The organism is Collinsella sp. An7, from assembly GCF_002159335.1.
Taxonomy (GTDB): domain Bacteria; phylum Actinomycetota; class Coriobacteriia; order Coriobacteriales; family Coriobacteriaceae; genus Coprousia.
In genome coordinates, this window is record NZ_NFHP01000001.1 from 425,541 (window position 1) to 441,521 (window position 15,981).

The 15,981-nt window shown below is 66.5% G+C and carries 14 protein-coding genes; 10 read left to right on the plus strand and 4 right to left on the minus strand.

Translation table 11 applies throughout. From position 1 onward, the window contains the following. Positions 1-236 precede the first annotated feature (236 nt). A complete protein-coding gene (locus tag B5G20_RS01935) occupies positions 237-719 on the minus strand; it encodes a hypothetical protein (RefSeq protein WP_087354469.1) in 483 nt (160 codons plus the stop codon). Between the two features lie 247 nt (positions 720-966). Further along, positions 967-1,782, minus strand: a complete 816-nt coding sequence (locus B5G20_RS01940) for an ATP-binding cassette domain-containing protein (protein ID WP_087354471.1) — start codon at positions 1,780-1,782, stop codon at positions 967-969. A 139-nt stretch (positions 1,783-1,921) separates the two neighbouring features. Between B5G20_RS01940 and ilvA the strand changes: the two genes are divergently transcribed. Next, positions 1,922-3,142: a threonine ammonia-lyase gene (ilvA, locus tag B5G20_RS01945; protein WP_087354473.1), complete on the plus strand. Its 1,221-nt coding sequence runs from the start codon at positions 1,922-1,924 to the stop codon at positions 3,140-3,142. Between the two features lie 131 nt (positions 3,143-3,273). On the opposite strand, the gene B5G20_RS01950 is transcribed toward ilvA, so the two are convergent. Further along, complete coding sequence (locus B5G20_RS01950; protein WP_087354475.1) at positions 3,274-4,038, minus strand: DNA alkylation repair protein; 765 nt, start codon at positions 4,036-4,038, stop codon at positions 3,274-3,276. Between the two features lie 188 nt (positions 4,039-4,226). Here B5G20_RS01950 and B5G20_RS01955 point away from each other — a divergent pair, with 188 nt between their 5' ends. Beyond that, a complete protein-coding gene (locus tag B5G20_RS01955; RefSeq protein WP_087354477.1) occupies positions 4,227-5,225 on the plus strand; it encodes a VanZ family protein in 999 nt (332 codons plus the stop codon). Positions 5,226-5,552: 327 nt separating this feature from the next. On the opposite strand, the gene B5G20_RS01960 is transcribed toward B5G20_RS01955, so the two are convergent. Next, on the minus strand, positions 5,553-6,548 hold the full coding sequence (locus tag B5G20_RS01960; protein ID WP_087354479.1) for a BadF/BadG/BcrA/BcrD ATPase family protein: 996 nt from the start codon (positions 6,546-6,548) through the stop codon (positions 5,553-5,555). A 167-nt stretch (positions 6,549-6,715) separates the two neighbouring features. On the opposite strand from B5G20_RS01960, the gene B5G20_RS01965 reads away from it, so the two are divergent. The 8 genes from B5G20_RS01965 (at position 6,716) to B5G20_RS02000 (ending at position 15,878) form a co-directional block, all read left to right on the plus strand. After that, a complete protein-coding gene (locus tag B5G20_RS01965; protein WP_087354483.1) occupies positions 6,716-7,078 on the plus strand; it encodes a desulfoferrodoxin family protein in 363 nt (120 codons plus the stop codon). A gap of 99 nt (positions 7,079-7,177) precedes the next feature. Next, positions 7,178-9,118, plus strand: coding sequence for a hypothetical protein (locus B5G20_RS01970; protein ID WP_087354485.1), 1,941 nt, complete (start codon positions 7,178-7,180; stop codon positions 9,116-9,118). A gap of 313 nt (positions 9,119-9,431) precedes the next feature. Then, the gene (ruvC, locus tag B5G20_RS01975; protein WP_087354487.1) at positions 9,432-9,983 is read left to right on the plus strand and encodes a crossover junction endodeoxyribonuclease RuvC; all 552 of its coding nucleotides are present in this window, start codon (positions 9,432-9,434) and stop codon (positions 9,981-9,983) included. Beyond that, the gene (gene ruvA / locus B5G20_RS01980; RefSeq protein ID WP_087354489.1) at positions 9,952-10,569 is read left to right on the plus strand and encodes a Holliday junction branch migration protein RuvA; all 618 of its coding nucleotides are present in this window, start codon (positions 9,952-9,954) and stop codon (positions 10,567-10,569) included. The genes ruvC and ruvA overlap by 32 nt, the downstream gene beginning before the upstream one ends. Continuing rightward, entirely contained in the window at positions 10,569-11,636 is a 1,068-nt protein-coding gene (ruvB, locus tag B5G20_RS01985) for a Holliday junction branch migration DNA helicase RuvB (protein ID WP_087354491.1), read from the plus strand. The genes ruvA and ruvB overlap by 1 nt, the downstream gene beginning before the upstream one ends. Positions 11,637-11,910: 274 nt before the next feature. Then, positions 11,911-13,455 (plus strand): C69 family dipeptidase, encoded by a 1,545-nt coding sequence (locus tag B5G20_RS01990; protein WP_087354493.1) that lies wholly within the window; start codon positions 11,911-11,913, stop codon positions 13,453-13,455. A 160-nt stretch (positions 13,456-13,615) separates the two neighbouring features. After that, positions 13,616-14,083, plus strand: coding sequence for a hypothetical protein (locus B5G20_RS01995; protein ID WP_087354496.1), 468 nt, complete (start codon positions 13,616-13,618; stop codon positions 14,081-14,083). Positions 14,084-14,255: 172 nt separating this feature from the next. Then, on the plus strand, positions 14,256-15,878 hold the full coding sequence (locus B5G20_RS02000) for an AarF/UbiB family protein (RefSeq protein ID WP_204207624.1): 1,623 nt from the start codon (positions 14,256-14,258) through the stop codon (positions 15,876-15,878). The last annotated feature ends 103 nt before the right edge of the window (positions 15,879-15,981 follow it).

Consider the following 15,981-nt stretch of genomic DNA (forward strand, 5'->3'; position numbering starts at 1 on the left):
CGGGTCTGACCAAAATCTAACCAGGATTCTGCGTTTTCTAACCGGGCAGGTCAGAGAGGGCGTTTTACGGGTGCAGAGGGGGAGGTGCGGTGTGGGAGGCCGTCAAACCTCCTCGGCATCTTCATAATTGAGAGAGTGGTCCGTCATGCTTGCTTTCGCTACGCGCATCCGCGTCAAGGCGAGAGAGCGATGCGTCATGCCCGCTCTCGCCATGTACAGCTCCACCAAGTCTGCCGCTACGATTTGGTCTCCATGCGCGCGTGGCACTTGGGGCAGGTGACGATGATCTTGCCCTTGCCGCGCGGCACGGCGAGCATGGTGCCGCAGTTGGGGCACTTGAGGAAGGCCTTCTCCTTGCGCTCCTTCCACATCTTCTTGACGGTACGGGCTTGGCGCTTAAGGTCGTCGGCGCTCGACCGGCCGCAACGTGCGCTCGAGGCGCCGCTACGGCTACTAGAAGCGCCGGACGGTCCGCCAAACGACTTCCCGATGCCCGGGATGCGCGCCATGATGCGGCGGAAGGCGTCGTTTTCTTGGTTGCGCGCGGCTGAGTTCTTGGAAAACGCGCGCAGCAGGGCCAAGATGAGCACAGCGAGCGCCACATACGAGACGGCCGTTACGCGAAAGATGGTTCCCACGAGGGCGAGCACCACGCCCAGGCCGCCAAGCGCAGCCGAAAGATCGTCGACACCGTGGCGTCCGTTCATGAAGTTCTGCATGCTGAGAGCCTTTCTAGCAAGAGTTTGACCAAGCGTTCATACCCAATCGCGGGCGGCCTATCCGCGAGCGGGGAAGTGCCACGTCCAAAGGAGGCGCCGGCGCGGCAAGCCGGGGCAGTGCGTAGGCGCAGGGCATCAACGACGACCGGTAGACTGACGCACCCGCATTATAGGCGCCCAGGCTAACACCAACCTGTCCCAAGTCGTCGTCCTCCGCCCCCCGGGCCGCCCATCCAGCGAACGCCTTTCAGTACCTGCCGCGGAGCGCGTACCAGCCGGCGCGCTCCTCCACCTCGAGGGGCACGCCAAAGAGCTCGGAGAGCGTCTCGTCGCGCATGAGCTCGCGCTTGGGGCCGTCGGCAAAGATCTGCGCGTCTTTGATGAGCAGCACGCGCTCGATGGCGGGGATGATGTCCTCGGGGTAGTGCGTCACCAGCACAATCGACCGGCCCTCGGCGGCAAGCAGGCTCATCGTCTCGCGCACGTGGTACATCCCCTCGGGGTCGAGCCCCGTGCACGGCTCGTCAAAGATGAGGATCCGGGGATCGCTCATGAGCTCTCGCGCCACGAGCACGCGGCGGACCTGCCCGGTTGAGAGGGTCATCACGTCGCGGTCGGCGAGGCTTGCGATGCCGAGCCGGTCGAGGGCCTCGAGGGCCCGCGGCCGCGCATCGTCCGGAATCTGGGCGTGCTTGGGGAGTCCGAGCGACCCAAAGAGCCCGCCCATGACGATCTCGTCCACCGGCAGGTGCACGCGCACCTGGTCGTGCATGGTGGCCGAGACGATACCGAGCGCGCGCTTGATATCGGTGAGGAGCGGTCGTGCCTGCCCGCGGAAGCGCACGGGCGGCTCGTCGCGATGCAGGGGAAAGACCTCGCGCGTGAGCAGCTGGATAAAGGTTGACTTGCCGGCACCGTTGGGGCCGAGGAGCGCCACGTGCTCGCCCTCGGCGAGGTCAAAACTTTCCACCGAGAGGATGGTGCGTCCCGCGCGCACCACCTGGGCGTCGCGGATCTGAAAGAGCGGGGTGGCCGCATCGCGTGCAGCGGGGGTATCCATCATGGGGACCTCGATTCTCGGCGGTGGCCGAACCCCCGCTCGCATCGTCGTTGATGGTATGCTACTTTACTACATTAAAGTTCACCACGGGTGCGGCCCGGGGCGTCGGCACCGGGCGACTTTGCAGCGATAGGGGGCGCCCATGCCGGAGATGCTCACGCTCGATGCCTTTGAAGAGGCTTCGGAGAAGGTCAAAGAGGTAACGCAGGAGACCAAGCTCGTCGAGAGCCCGTTCTTCTCTGAGCAGAGCGGCAACCGCGTGTGGCTCAAGCCCGAGAACATGCAGCGTACGGGCGCCTACAAGGTGCGCGGCGCCTACTACAAGATCAGCACCCTCACCCCCGAGGAGCTCGGCCGCGGCATCATCACGGCGAGCGCCGGCAACCATGCGCAGGGCGTCGCCTTTGCGGCCACGCGCGCCGGGGCCCGCTCGGTGGTGGTCATGCCCACCACCACGCCCCTCATCAAGGTCGAGCGCACCAAGGGCTACGGTGCCGAGGTGGTGCTCTCGGGCGATGTGTACGACGAGGCCTGCGATTACGCCCTCGAGCTTGCCGAGCGTGAAGGCCTCACCTTTATTCACCCGTTCAACGACCCCGTGGTCGCTACGGGGCAGGGCACCATCGCCATGGAGATCGTCCAGGAGCTGCCGCTCGTCGACACCATTCTCGTGCCCGTGGGCGGCGGTGGCCTGGCCTGCGGCGTGGCGACCTTTGCCAAGCTCTACAACCCTAAGATCCGCGTGATCGGCGTGGAGCCTGAGGGCGCGGCCTGCCTTACCGCCTCGCTCGAGGCCGGACACGTGGTCAAGCTCCCCTCGGCGAGCACCATCGCCGATGGCACCGCGGTGCTCGAGTGCGGTGACCGGGTCTTTCCCTATTTGCAGCAGAACCTCGACGAGGTCATCACGGTGCCGGACGACGAGCTCATCGTGGCCTTCCTCGACATGGTCGAGAACCATAAGATGATCGTGGAGAACTCGGGTCTGCTCACGGTGGCCGCCCTCAAGCACCTGCCGGCCGAGAACCGCCGCGTGGTCTCGATCCTTTCGGGCGGCAACATGGACGTCATCACCATGTCGAGCGTGGTGCAGCACGGGCTCATCCAGCGCGGCCGCATCTTTACCGTGAGCGTGCTTTTGCCCGACCGCCCGGGCATGCTCGTCAAGGTGGCGAGCGTGATTGCAGGGCAGAACGGCAACGTGATCAAGCTCGAGCATAACCAGTTTGTGAGCACCAACCGCAACGCGGCGGTGGAGCTGCGCGTGACCATCGAGGCCTATGGCGAGGACCACAAGCGCGAGATTGTCGGCGCGCTCACCGAGGCGGGGTTTGCGCCGACCATCGTGCAGACGGCGCTGTAGGGGCGTTTGCCGGGGCGAGGCGGCAGAAAGAGGCGGCAGATTGGCTGGGATGACTCATTTTGGGACGGGGCTAAAATGGGTCACTCGGAACGGGGTGTGCAAACGCCTTTGATCAGTGCTTCCCTTGCGCCCTATCGTACGGGAATCTTGAGCGCCTGCAGGCGCTCCTTCTCCTCGGGCGAGATGCGCCGGCTCTCGCGGGCCTTCTGGAGCGCCTTGTTGTGCGTCCAGCGGTCGAGCACAGGCGGGCGCGCCTCAAAAAGCGGGTAGGTTGCCGCTGGCTGCTTGATGAGCGCAAACGAGAAGTACCATGCTCGCGCCATGTTGATGTAGTACTCCGGGCGTTCGATGCCCGCCACGAGCTGCAGATGCTCCGGCTCAAACGCCTCGCCTAAAAAGAGCTCCATGAGGGTGACCACGCCAAAGCGGACCATGTACTCCGCTTGGGCGGCTATCCAGCGCCGGACGGCACGGAGCGCGGCGGGGAGGTCGCGCTTAAAGGCGGGCACGCGGATGAGGTCGCAGGTTGCCCAGTTGTCTACCAGCGGGAGGAAGGCGTCGAGCAGCTGCACGGCCTCTTCGGGCGTCTGCGCCATAAGGCCGATGAGCTCGCCGTGCAGGTTGTTTTCCTCGTAGAGCTCGTGGGGGAGGGTGGCGAGGAAGGTGCGTGCCTCGTCCGCACGCTTGCGCGCCAGCGTGCGGGCATAGCTGCGGAGCGCGGGCGTGCGCACGCCGAGGATGCGCTCGGGCTCGACGGTGGGCACGAGCTTGGCCTGAAACGCCCGGTACGCCGAGTCGGCGAGGGCTGCCAGCTCGCTTCTGATGCGCGCAAGCGTATCCCCTTGCGGCGGCCCGCTCGTGGTTTGGCTGGTGGCCGGTCGGTGCGGTGCTGCCATGAGCTCTCCCTTCCACTGGTGCTGGTCGCGCGCGGTGTGCCGCGCGGGTACCTACGCCCACCTTACCAAACCGTAAGCCGCCGGTAAGGCAAATCGATGGCAGTCATATGGCTCGCCGGCAAGAATGAGTTGCGTGGCGAGGGCTGCTGCCCGCCCGCCGCGCCTGCAACCTTTGGGAAAGGACCTCCATGCAGCTCGTCCAGCGTTTCCTCGCCGGCTATACCGATAACTTTCGCGCGGCGCTTGCACTCTGGCCCCTCGCTTCCGTGGCGCTTACGCTGCCGATACTCGCCTACCTCTACCACCGCGACGGGCGCCTCAAGTTTGCGTCGGTCGTTTCCACCTATTTGGCCGTGCTCTATCTCATGGGGCTCGGGTGCTTTACGCTCTACCCGCTGCCCGAAGGGCCGTCGGGCCCGGGGGTCAGCTATGGCATTCCCTGGCAGCTCAACCCGTTTGCCTTTGTGAGCGACTTTGCGCGCGAGGGCGTGAGCACCCTGCCTCAGATCGTCTTTAACGTGGTGCTCTTTATGCCGCTTGGATTTATCGCGGGGCGTCTTCTGCGTTTAGGTGCCGCGCGCTCGGCGGCGCTGGGGCTCGCGGCGTCGTTTGTTATCGAGGCGGCACAGGGCACGGGACTCTTTGGAATCTACCCCTACGCGTACCGCACGGCCGACGTGGACGACCTCATCTACAATACCGCCGGAGCCGTGCTCGGCTGGTGGTGTGCCCTGCAGCTCGGCCGCGTGCTGCCGCCCGGTGCGCTTGCCGCGGAGGGCGAGGTAACCCACCGGCCCGGGTTTGTGCGGCGCTGCGTGGCCCTGTGGCTCGATACCGTGCTCATGGGGACGGTTTTGCTGGTGCTCGCCGCCGTCGCTTCGGTTGCGGCGTGGAGCATCCCCGCAGGCGAGCGGCTGTTCCAAGGCGGATGGCTCGTGGTGCTTGCGGCGGCGGTGTTTGTCGTGGTGGAGGGCGTTGTGCCGTGGATGCGGGGCGGCTCTACGCCGGGCGGCCGGTTTGTGCGGATGAGCTGCGAGACCCGCGAACGTACCGGTGCGCACCGGCTGGCGTTCTATCTGGCGCGCCTCGTGGTGCTGGGAGGGTCGTTCCTCTTCTTTCCGCTTGCCTGGACGGTCCTTATGCTCTTCTATCTCGTGGCCCGTCAGATGCCGTACGACTTCGTCTAAGCAGCGGCCTGAGGGCTGGTTCATTTTTGCGCTCGAAAGCGGCCTGTTTTTGAATTCCCGTGCATCTCGACCTGCAACGTGGGCATATCTTTTGGCCTCGGAAAACTCGACCCGTAAGTGAGAGCCTCTTTTGGAGTCCGTCGAGTACACTGCACCATGATAAAGTGCTCAACTGGCCTTTTGCTGAGGTCTTGGAACTGTTATTGGCGGTCTACTTGCCGTTCCCCAAAATGAGGCTCTCACTTAAGGGCCGAGTTTGTAGCCGGCCCTCTTTTGCGGCGACAGGACGGGGTGTACGGCTCTGTGGCCCATCGCAACAGAATGTGCTTAGGCCGCGCCAAGGCGCTTGCGAAGGATGAGGACCGCGCCGAGGTCGGGTTCGCGCTCGGGCGGCACCAGCCGGCAGCGCGCGGGGAGGGCGCGCGCGAGCGGTTCCAAGATGAGCGGTCCCGCCTGGAAGGTTCCGCCCACGTAGGTAACGGGGATGGTCGCCGCCTGTCCGGCGGCCCCATCGACCGCGCCGCGCCCCTCGGCTCCGCCATCCGTGTCGCGGGCGCCCGTCTTTGTCTCTGAGCCGCCCGGCCCCTCAAAGATGTCCCGCACGATCGCTCGGACCATCGTGGCCTCTTCGCGCGCCGCGCGCTCCAGGATGTCGTGCGCGCAGGTGTCGCCCGCCTCGGCCGCGCGGGTCACCAGAGGCGCAAGCGCCGCGATGCGCGAGCGGTCGGCCATGTGCTCTTGGGCAAATGCGATGAGGTCAAAGTCGTCGGAGAGGCCAAGCTCTGCGCGCACCAGCTCGAGCAGGGGACCGGCGGGCGCGCGCCCGTCGCTCTCGCGCGTAAAGGCGTAGAGCAGCTCCTTGCCGAGCCAGCCACCGCTGCCCTCGTCGCCCAGCTCGTAGTCCCAGCCGCCGCAGCGCCGAGTGCGCCCGCGGCAGACCCCGTAGGCGATCGAGCCCGTCCCGGCGATGATCACAATGCCGTCGGCAAGCCCCAGGCCCGCCGCCCACGCCGCTTCGACGTCGTTCACCAGGGCGTAGGGTCTTTCCCCGGCGGCCTCGGCAACCAGCCGGTTGAGCCGTTCCGTGGCCGCGGCGCCCTCGCCGTAGCCGCAGAGACCCACCCCGATGCCAAACTCCTTACCCAAAAGGCCCGTCGCTCGCGCCTGCTCGATGCCCTCGTCAAGCACCCGAGCACAGCCGTCAAACCCCACCTGCGCGTAGTGGCAGGTGCCGAGTGTCGTGCGCGCGAGCGCGCCAAGCTTCTCGTCGTACACGGTAAAGGCGGTTTTGGTGCCTCCGCCGTCGATTCCGAGCCACCGCATCGCTGCCGTCCCTTCGTTTGCGGCCCGCGCCCGTACTGGGGCCGTTGTTGTGCTCCGCACAGAACGTGCACACCGCAGGTGGCATTTGTCTACCGAGCGTTCCTGCGGGGCATAATGGATTCTGATTATGCGTCACCACTTCCATTTTTCCTAGAAGGGAGCACATCATGGCAGTATTCTTCAAGGACGCAAACGGCAACTTCTTCACTTCCGTCAAGGCGGGCGTGGGCGCACCCGAGGGCTTTGAGCCCGTCGAGGCCAACTCGGTGGACGCGGCGCAGGAGAAGCACGTTCCCGCAGTTGAGCTCCAGCGCGACGGCCACATCATCCACGTGCGTGTGGGCGAGGTCGAGCACCCCATGACCGAGGAGCACTACATCGAGTGGATCGCGCTCGACGCCGACGGTCGCCTCGAGATCCACGAGCTCAAGCCCGGCCAGACGCCCGCCACGTTCTTTGCGGGCGGCGTCAAGTCGGGGCGCGTGTACGCCTACTGCAACCTTCACGGGCTGTGGGTCAAGGAGTTCTAGCGCCGGCACCGCTGCGGGCGGTATCATAGCGTTAGCTTCAGAATCGGCTGAACGGGGCCGCCTTCGGGCGGCCCTTTTGCCAGAGGGGGAGGGACGGTCATGAGGATCGCGCTTGCGCAGATTGACGCGCGTCTGGGCGATATCGAGGGCACCTGCGCCCGTATCGAGAGCCAGGCGGTGCTCGCGCATGACCAAGGCGCCGACCTCCTCTGCGTACCCGCGCCGCTCATGACCGGCTTGGCCCCCGGCTCGCTCACCGATAACCCCAACTACGAGCACGCCCTCATCGCAGGGCTTCGCGACGTGGCGCGCCAGCTTGAGACCCTCGATATGGAGGCGATCGTGCCCGCCCCCGTGGGCTTTGAGCACATGCCGCTCATCGAGGTCTTTCTCTTGCGCGACGGTCGGGTCATCCCGCTCAGGAGCGTGTTTGCCGCCGCGCGCAACGGCTCGGGCGAGGAGCTCTGGCTGCCCCCGGTTTTTGACGTGCGCGGCGTGCGCTTGGCGGTTACCTTTGACGTGGAGCGCGACGTACCGAATTTGCCCACGGGGTGCGACCTGGCGCTCTACATCCAGACAGCCTCGTTTCAGATGGACGACGAGGCAACGACGGGGGTTGCCGCCGTGGCCGACGGACACGTTGCCGAGGCCGCGCGCAGCCGCGGGGTATGGGTGGCTCACATGGCGCCGGTGGGCGGGTTTGACGACGCCGTCTTTACCGGAGGCTCGTATGTGATGGACGACGCCGGGCGTGTGGTGTCGATGGCGCCGTGCTTTGAGGAGGCCCTGCTGGTGCAGGAGATCGAGCGCGGCCGGGTTGCCGCAGCGCTCGAGACTCACGAGCTTCCGCAGTTTAGGCGCGAGGCGTGGCTCTGGGAGGCACTCCGTCTGCACCTGCGCGATAGCGTCGAGGCCCTGGGGCGCACGCGCGTCGTGGTGGCGCTTGCGGGGGATCTGCCGAGCTCGCTCGCGGCGGTGCTCGCGGTCGACGCGCTCGGCTCGCGCAACGTGGTGGCGCTCGTGGTGGAGCGCGCCGAGGCGCTGACGCCCGCCGAGGAGGAGGTCGAGCGGACCCGCCGCGAGCGGGCCCGGGCGCTTGCCCGAGCCTTGGGGGTCGAGGTGGTCGAGCGCGGCCCCGTGGACGCAGGGGCGATGCTTGCCGCGGACCTCGGCCAGGACCGGCGCACGCGGGAGAGGCTCGAGGCCATCTACCTCGAGCAACTGGCACGCGAGCGCGGGGCGGCGGCGATCTGCCCCCTCACCAAGACCGATATCGCACTCGCCGCACCGTGGTTTGCGGACGGCTGTCCCGGCGACTTGATGCCCTTTGGCGACGTGTACCTCACGGAGCTGGAGTTTCTTGCGCGCGAGCGCGTGCGGGCGGGCTCGGCCATACCGCAGGCGCTCGTTACGCTCGGTGAGGTGGAGGCGTGCCTTGCGCGGACCGTCCGGGCTGCCGCGGCGGTGATGCCCGGCGGTACGGACTTTGCTGAGTCCGCCGCTGGGCTTCTGGGTGCACTCGAGCCCGCGCAGGTGGACGGTGCGCTCGAGGCGCATGTGGAGCGCGGCCTGGCCTTTGAGGACATCCCGCTCGCGTCCTCCGCGCCCGAGGCGCTCGCCCTGCTGCTCATGCTCGTGCGCGCGGGCGAGGCGGCACGACGCCGTCTGCCGCTCGCGCCGACGGTCTCGGCCCGCTCGTTTGCCGAGCGCCACTGGCCCGTGCAGCTCGCATGGTCCGATACGGGCCGGGCGACGGAGGAGCGGCTCTGTGTTGCCGATCTGGTGAGCGCGGAGTCCGAGCGCATCGAGGAACTGGGGGAGGAGCACGCCCGCCGCGTGCGGGGCGAGGTGGCCGCGCTCTTGGGGAGCCTTCTTGGCTTGGATGTGGCCGACCTCGACCCCGAAGAGATCGAGTCGGAGCTCATGCGCCGCATGCAGGCCGCCGCCGAAGGCGAGGGCCCCGGCTTTGACCTGGGTCAACTCCCGCCAGGCATGCGCTCCCAGGGCCCTCACGGCTTCCCGTTCTTTTCGCAGAACTAGGTGGCGACGGGCGGGATACCCTCTCATTCTTCTCTTTTCCTTATGTAGAGAGGTGGGACTGTTCGGGTTGCCGCAGTCTCCCTCGGATGCCGGTGGGGCGAACCGCGGCGCGACTCGCGGAGCGAGCCCGAAGGGCGTGGAGCGCCGGGGCTCGCCCCACCGGCATCCGAGGGAGACTGCCAAGTGTCACAACACCTGCATACAAGCTTGGCTTCTCGTTGCTTTCACGCTTTCCAAAACTCTCGCCCCGTCATACTAACCTACGTGTTATAGTAGAACAAATGTTCTAGACGCGGCGAGGGAGGTGCGACGGATGGTGATTTTGGGCATAGACCCCGGCTTGGCCAATACGGGGTGGGGCATCGTGGAGGAACGCCGGGGCGAGGTTCGCTGTCGGGCCTACGGCTGCATCCATACCGAGGCGCACGAGCCGCTCGATCAGCGCCTCCGGGCCATCGTGGACGACCTTGCGCGCGTGGTGGGGCGGTACGGCCCCGAGGCGGCCGCGGTGGAGAGCATCTACTTCGGCGCGAACGCCCGCTCCGCCATCCCCACGGCCCATGCGCGCGGCGCAGCGCTCGTGGCGTGCTCGCTTGCCGGAGTGGCGGTGGGTGAGTACACGCCCATGCAGATCAAGCAGGCCGTGGTGGGTACGGGCGCGGCGGACAAGCGACAGGTTACCTTTATGGTGCGCAACCTCCTCCATCTCGACCACGATCCCAAGCCCGACCACGCAGCTGACGCCCTCGCGTGCGCCATCTGCCATGCGCACCTCGCGCGCACGGCGGTGCTCTCCGGTGGCGGCTACATCCAACAGAAAGGCGACCCGTATCATGATTGCGCTTCTGCACGGCATTCTCGTTGAGGCTACGCCCTCGCAAGCGGTGGTGGACGCCGGGGGCGTGGGCTTTGAGCTCGGCATCTCGGGCACGACGGCCGCGGCCCTCCCTGCGGTGGGCGAGGAGGTGCAGCTCTTTACGCGCTTCAGGTTGGCTAACGACGTTATGTCGCTCTACGGGTTTGCCACGAGTGAGGAGCGGGCGATGTTTGACCGGCTCATCGCTGTATCGAGCGTGGGGCCGCGCATGGCGCTCTCCGTCCTTTCCAAGTTCTCCGTATCGCAGCTCTACACCGTGGTGATGGCCGAGGACGCCAAGAGCATGGCGACGGTGCCGGGCGTGGGGAAGAAGACCGCCCAGCGCCTTATCCTCGAGCTCAAGGGCACGCTCGCCAAGGACCGATCGCTCGCCGGGGCTACGGTGCCCCTGCCCGGACAGCTGCCGCTCGCCCCCGCGTCGGCCTCGGCGGTGGAGGATGCGCGCGCGGCGCTCCTCTCCATGGGCTTTACCCCGCAGGAGGCCGAGCTCGCACTCGACGGGTATGATGACAAGGATATGCGCGTCGAGGAGCTTCTCGGCGCAGCGCTCAAGCGGCTTGGGATGGAGGCATGATGTGGGAGGCCGATGACTCGCGCGACCTGTGGGCAGATGCGCCCGCGTCGTCTCCTGCGCATGCCGCGCGGGGCGACCGCTTTGTGACGGGCAACCTTACGAGTGATGACCTCGATGTGGAGCGGAGCCTGCGCCCCCAGAAGCTCGACGATTACTGCGGACAGGACCACATCAAACAGAGCCTACGCATCCTCATCGAGGCAGCACAGAGCCGCGGCGAGTGCCTCGACCACGTGATCTTCTCGGGCCCGCCGGGCTTGGGCAAGACGACGCTCGCTACCGTCCTCGCCAACGAGCTGGGAGCGCAGATTAAGACGACCTCTGGGCCGGCCATCGAGCGTACGGGCGACCTTGCGGCCATCCTTACCAACCTGCAGCCGGGTGATGTGCTCTTTATCGACGAGATCCACCGGCTCAACCGTTCGGTGGAGGAGATCCTCTACCCGGCGATGGAGGACTTCGCGCTCGATATCGTGATCGGCAAGGGGCCGGCCGCGCGCTCCATCCGGCTCGAGATCCCGCACTTTACCCTTGTGGGCGCCACCACGCGCTCGGGCATGCTGACCGGGCCCCTGCGCGACCGCTTTGGCATCTCGTTCAGGCTCGACTACTACGCCGTCAAGGACTTGGCGCAGATCGTGCTGCGTTCGGCCTCGATTCTGGGTGTAGAGGTGGACGAGGAGTCTGCGATTGAGATCGCCTCGCGCTCGCGCGGCACCCCGCGTCTTGCCAACCGTCTGCTCAAGCGCGTGCGCGATTACGCCCAGGTGCGCGGAACGGGCTCGGTTGACCTTGCGATTGCCCGCGAGGCGCTCGAGTTCTTTGAGATCGACGAGCTCGGGCTCGACTGGATGGACATCCGCATCTTGGAGACGCTCGCTCGGACGTACCGCGGCCGCGCCGTGGGGCTTTCCACCTTGGCAAGCGCGGTGGGCGAGGACCAGTCGACCCTCGAGGATGTGTATGAGCCCTACCTACTGCAGCGCGGGCTCATCGTGCGCACGCCGCAGGGACGTCAGGCCACGCCGGTTGCCTTTGAGCACCTGGGGATGGAGCCGCCCGCGTAAGAGCCTGGGCCGATTCGCCTCGCCCTCGAGAACGCGCTAGGATAGTACCCGCATCAACCCAGCCGCCCCGCGCACTCTCTTCCCTCAGTGAGTATCGGAGTGCGCGCAGGTCTGCCCTCCCGCCCCAGCGGCCGACCGCGGGGGTTCATCGCGAGTTCCGCAGGATTCGACGCGAAGCGTCAAATCCGAGGACTGTTTGAGCAGGGAACCCCCGCCGCCGGCCCCTGAGGCGGGAGGGTGGACCGCCGGGAGCAAACCACAGATAGGAGTCCTTATGGCATGTACCACGATCTTGATCGGTAAGGCGGCGAGCTACGACGGCTCGACCATCATCGCCCGCAACGAGGACTCGCCCGGCGGGCAGTTTGAGCCCAAGAAGATGCACGTCGTCCAGCCCGAGGAGCAGCCGCGCACCTACAAGGCGGTGGAGTCGCACGTCACGATCGAGCTCCCCGAGGAGCCGATGCGCTACATGAGCGTGCCCGATGCGCTGCCCGGTCACGGCATCTGGGCCGCGGCGGGCATCAACGAGGCCAACGTGGCCATGACCGCGACCGAGACCATCACCTCTAACGAGCGCGTGCTCGGTGCCGACCCGCTCGTCGTCTACCGCCCCGCCCACGGCACGGAGGGCGAGGAGGGTTATGAGCCTGAGGTCGTCGGCGGCATCGGTGAGGAGGACATGGTCACTCTCGTGCTGCCCTACATCCGCTCTGCCCGCGAGGGCGTCCAGCGCCTGGGCGAGCTTCTCACCCGCTACGGCACCTACGAGATGAACGGCATCGCCTTCTCCGACGTGGACGAAATCTGGTGGCTCGAGACTGTGGGCGGTCACCATTGGATCGCCAAGCGCGTGCCCGACGATGCGTATGTGACGATGCCCAACCAGCTCGGCATCGACTCCTTCGACCTTGCTGACGCAGAGGGCGCCCGGCGCGAGCACATGGCGAGCGCCGACCTGCGCGCCTGGATGGCCGAGAACCACCTCGATCTCACGTTCGCTCCGGGGAGCGTGGGCTTTGCCGCGCAGGCGGAGGCAACCGGCGTGGCCGATGTCTTCAACCCGCGTGAGGCGTTTGGCTCGCACTCCGATAGCGACCACGTCTACAATACGCCGCGCGCCTGGTACATGCAGCGCTGCCTCAACCCGAGCGACCGTTGGGACGGCCCGGGCGCCGCGCACGGCCCGGAGTCCGACACCATCCCGTGGTGCCGCGTGCCGGAGCGCAAGCTCACCATCGAGGACGTGAAGTACGTGCTCTCGGCCCACTATCAGGGCACGCCCTACGACCCCTACGGCAAGCTCGGCACCGAGGCCACCCGCGGGCTCTACCGCCCCATCGGCATCAATCGCAACGGGCAGCTCGCCGTGCTGCAGATCCGCCCCTATCTGCCCGAGAGCTGCCGCGGCGTGCAGTGGATGGCCTTTGGCTCCAACGTTTTCAACGCGCTCGTGCCCTTCTACACCAACGTTGAGGCGGCGCCTGCCTACCTCGAGAACACCAGCGAGCGCGTGACGAGCGAGAGCTTCTATTGGGCAAACCGCATCATCGCGGCGCTCGCCGATGCACGCTTCCGTGATAACTCGGCGCATATCGAGCGCTATACCGAGAAGGTGGGCGCGCTCGGCCATCAGGTGCTGCGCGAGACTGAGGCCGCGGTGCGCGACCTTGCCCCGGAGGAGGCGCCCGCCGCGCTCGAGGCGGCCAACACCCGCATGGCGGATGCCCTCAAGGCCGAGACCGAGAAGCTGCTCGCAAGCGTGCTCTACACCACGAGCCTCTCGATGAAGAACGCTTTTGCGATGTCGGACAACTAACTGCGGACGCTTTGGAGCGATGCCGCCGGGGCGCCCACCCGTTTCCGCGCTTCGGCGGGGGCGATACCGCTGACCCACGAGCTACGCCGGGCGGAGAACTAAGATGTACGTGTGCGGGGTAGAAGGGGAACATCCCCAAAGCCGCTGGAAAGGTGGATCCATGGCACAGAGTTTCGAGGACCTCATCAACAACATGGTCAACGTTGGCATCGGGGTGGCCGCCACGGCCGCCGAGAAGGGCAAGGAGGTCATTGACGGGTTCGCCGCCAAGGGCTCCGAGGTGAGGGGCGATGCCGCACAGAGCGACTTTGCCCGCTCGATGGCCGATATCTTTGCCCAGGCCGGCGGCGCCTTCACCGATGCAACCGAGCGCCTCGGCGCCCAGGGGTCGTCGGTTGCGGAGCGCATCCTCGACGAGCTCATACTCGCCCGCGTGCGCCCCATGACCAAGACCGAGCGCATCGCCTTCTTGGCGCACGTGCGCGACCTCGTCGATTCGGCCGACGCCGCAACCGTGACCGTCGAGGTCGAAGTTGAGGTTGAGGAGCCGGCCGACGCCGACGAGCCCGAGGACGACGCACCCGCGGCCGATGCGCCTGCGGACGACGCCGATGACGAGCAGGCGTAAGCTGTAGCCTATGGAGACGGGCAAGCAGGAGGGCACGGGTGCGCACGAGCCGCTCGTGCCCGATGAGCCGCAATTGAGCGAAGAGGAGCCCCGGCCTGCCGGGTCGTTTGGAGGGCACGGCACGCACCGCCGCGAGCGCGCAGTCGACGCCTTCCCCGACGAGCCGGAGGTCATGGCCGATACCGAGAAGTACCAGCTGACCTCGGTGGGACGCCGCCGCCGCATCGCCACAATCTTCTTCGTGGCGCGCAAGTACGAGGTGTGGAACAACATCACGCCTGTGCGGCTGCGCTGCATGCTCGAGGAGCTGGGCCCCATGTTCGTCAAGATGGGGCAGATTCTCGCCAACCGCTCCGAGATCTTGCCGCAGCGGTTCTGCGACGAGCTTCGGCGCCTCCGCACCGAGGTGGACCCGGTGCCCTACGAGGTGGTGCTCGAGTGTCTCGAGGCCGAGTACGGCCAGAAGCTCGGCGAGCTCTTTGACGCCATCGACCCCAACCCGCTCGGCAGCGCCTCGCTTGCCCAGGTGCATCGCGCCCGTCTCGTTACGGGCGAGGACGTGGCGGTAAAGGTCCAGCGCCCCGGTGCGCAGCAGGTCATGGCGCAGGATATCGATATCATGCGCTCGCTCGTGCGCCACATCTCGCGCTTTGTAAAGACCGATCAGTTCATCGACCTGCAGGATGTGGTCGAGGAGCTCTGGCAGTCGTTCCGCGAGGAGACGAACTTCCTCATGGAGGCGCGCAACCTTGACGAGTTCTACGCCTACCACGCGGGTAACCCCAACGTTACCTGCCCTCGCTCCTACCTCGATCTCTGCACCGAGCATATCGTGGTCATGGACTACATCGACGGCATCTCAATCGCCGACCCCGATAAGCTGGTGAGCGCGGGCTACGACCTTCATCAGGTGGGCGAGACCATCGTGGACGACTACGCCACGCAAGTGCTCGATAACGGCTTTTTCCACGCCGACCCGCACGCGGGCAATGTCATCGTGCGCGACGGCGTCATCTACTTCATCGACCTCGGCATGGTCGGGCGCATGTCGCGCCACGACCGCGGCGTGGTGCGCGACATGATCTTCGCCGTGGCGGAGAACGACGTGCCCAAGCTCAAGGACTCGCTCATGCGCTTTGCGGTGACGCGCGGGGATTCCGCCGCCATCGACCACACCGCCTTTCTCTCCGACCTCGACTACATCGTCCAGGACTTCGGTAGCCTCGATCTGCGCGACCTCGACATCGGCAAGTTTCTCACGTCGCTCATCAACCTGGCGCGCAAGTATGAGGTGGAGCTGCCGAGTGTGGTGACGATGTTCGCGCGTGGCATGGTGACCCTCGAGGGGCTCCTTACCGAGTACATGCCCGACGTCAACATGATTGAGATCATCTCCGCGCACATCAAGCGCGAGAAGAGCCCCTATGCCCGGGCGCGCGAGTCGGCTCGGGAGTTTGCGCAGGGGTCGGTACGGGCGGCCAAGGGCTCGCTCGAGGCGGCGGAGTACCTGGGCCTGGCGACGCGGATGCTCACACGCGGGCAGCTCAAACTCAACGTCGAGGGCATCGGCTCCGACGAGGTGCTTAAGCGTTTGGGCGGGGTGGTCGACCGTCTTTCGATGTCGATCGTGATCGCGGGCCTCTTCATCGGCTCGTCGGTTGTCTACTACGCGCGCATCGAGCCCGTGATCTTCGGTATCCCGGTGATCGGCTTTTTGGGATATCTGGCGGCCTTCGTGCTGGCGCTCATGCTCGGGCGCGAGATTTGGCGCAACTCCCATACCAAGCGCAAATAGCTGGACGGCCCGGCGGGCGCGGCGCGAGACGTGCATGGTCCGGCGCTTCGGACAGTCCTCGGAAAAGGCCCGCTTGGGCCTTTTCCTGTGGAACTCGCGGGGG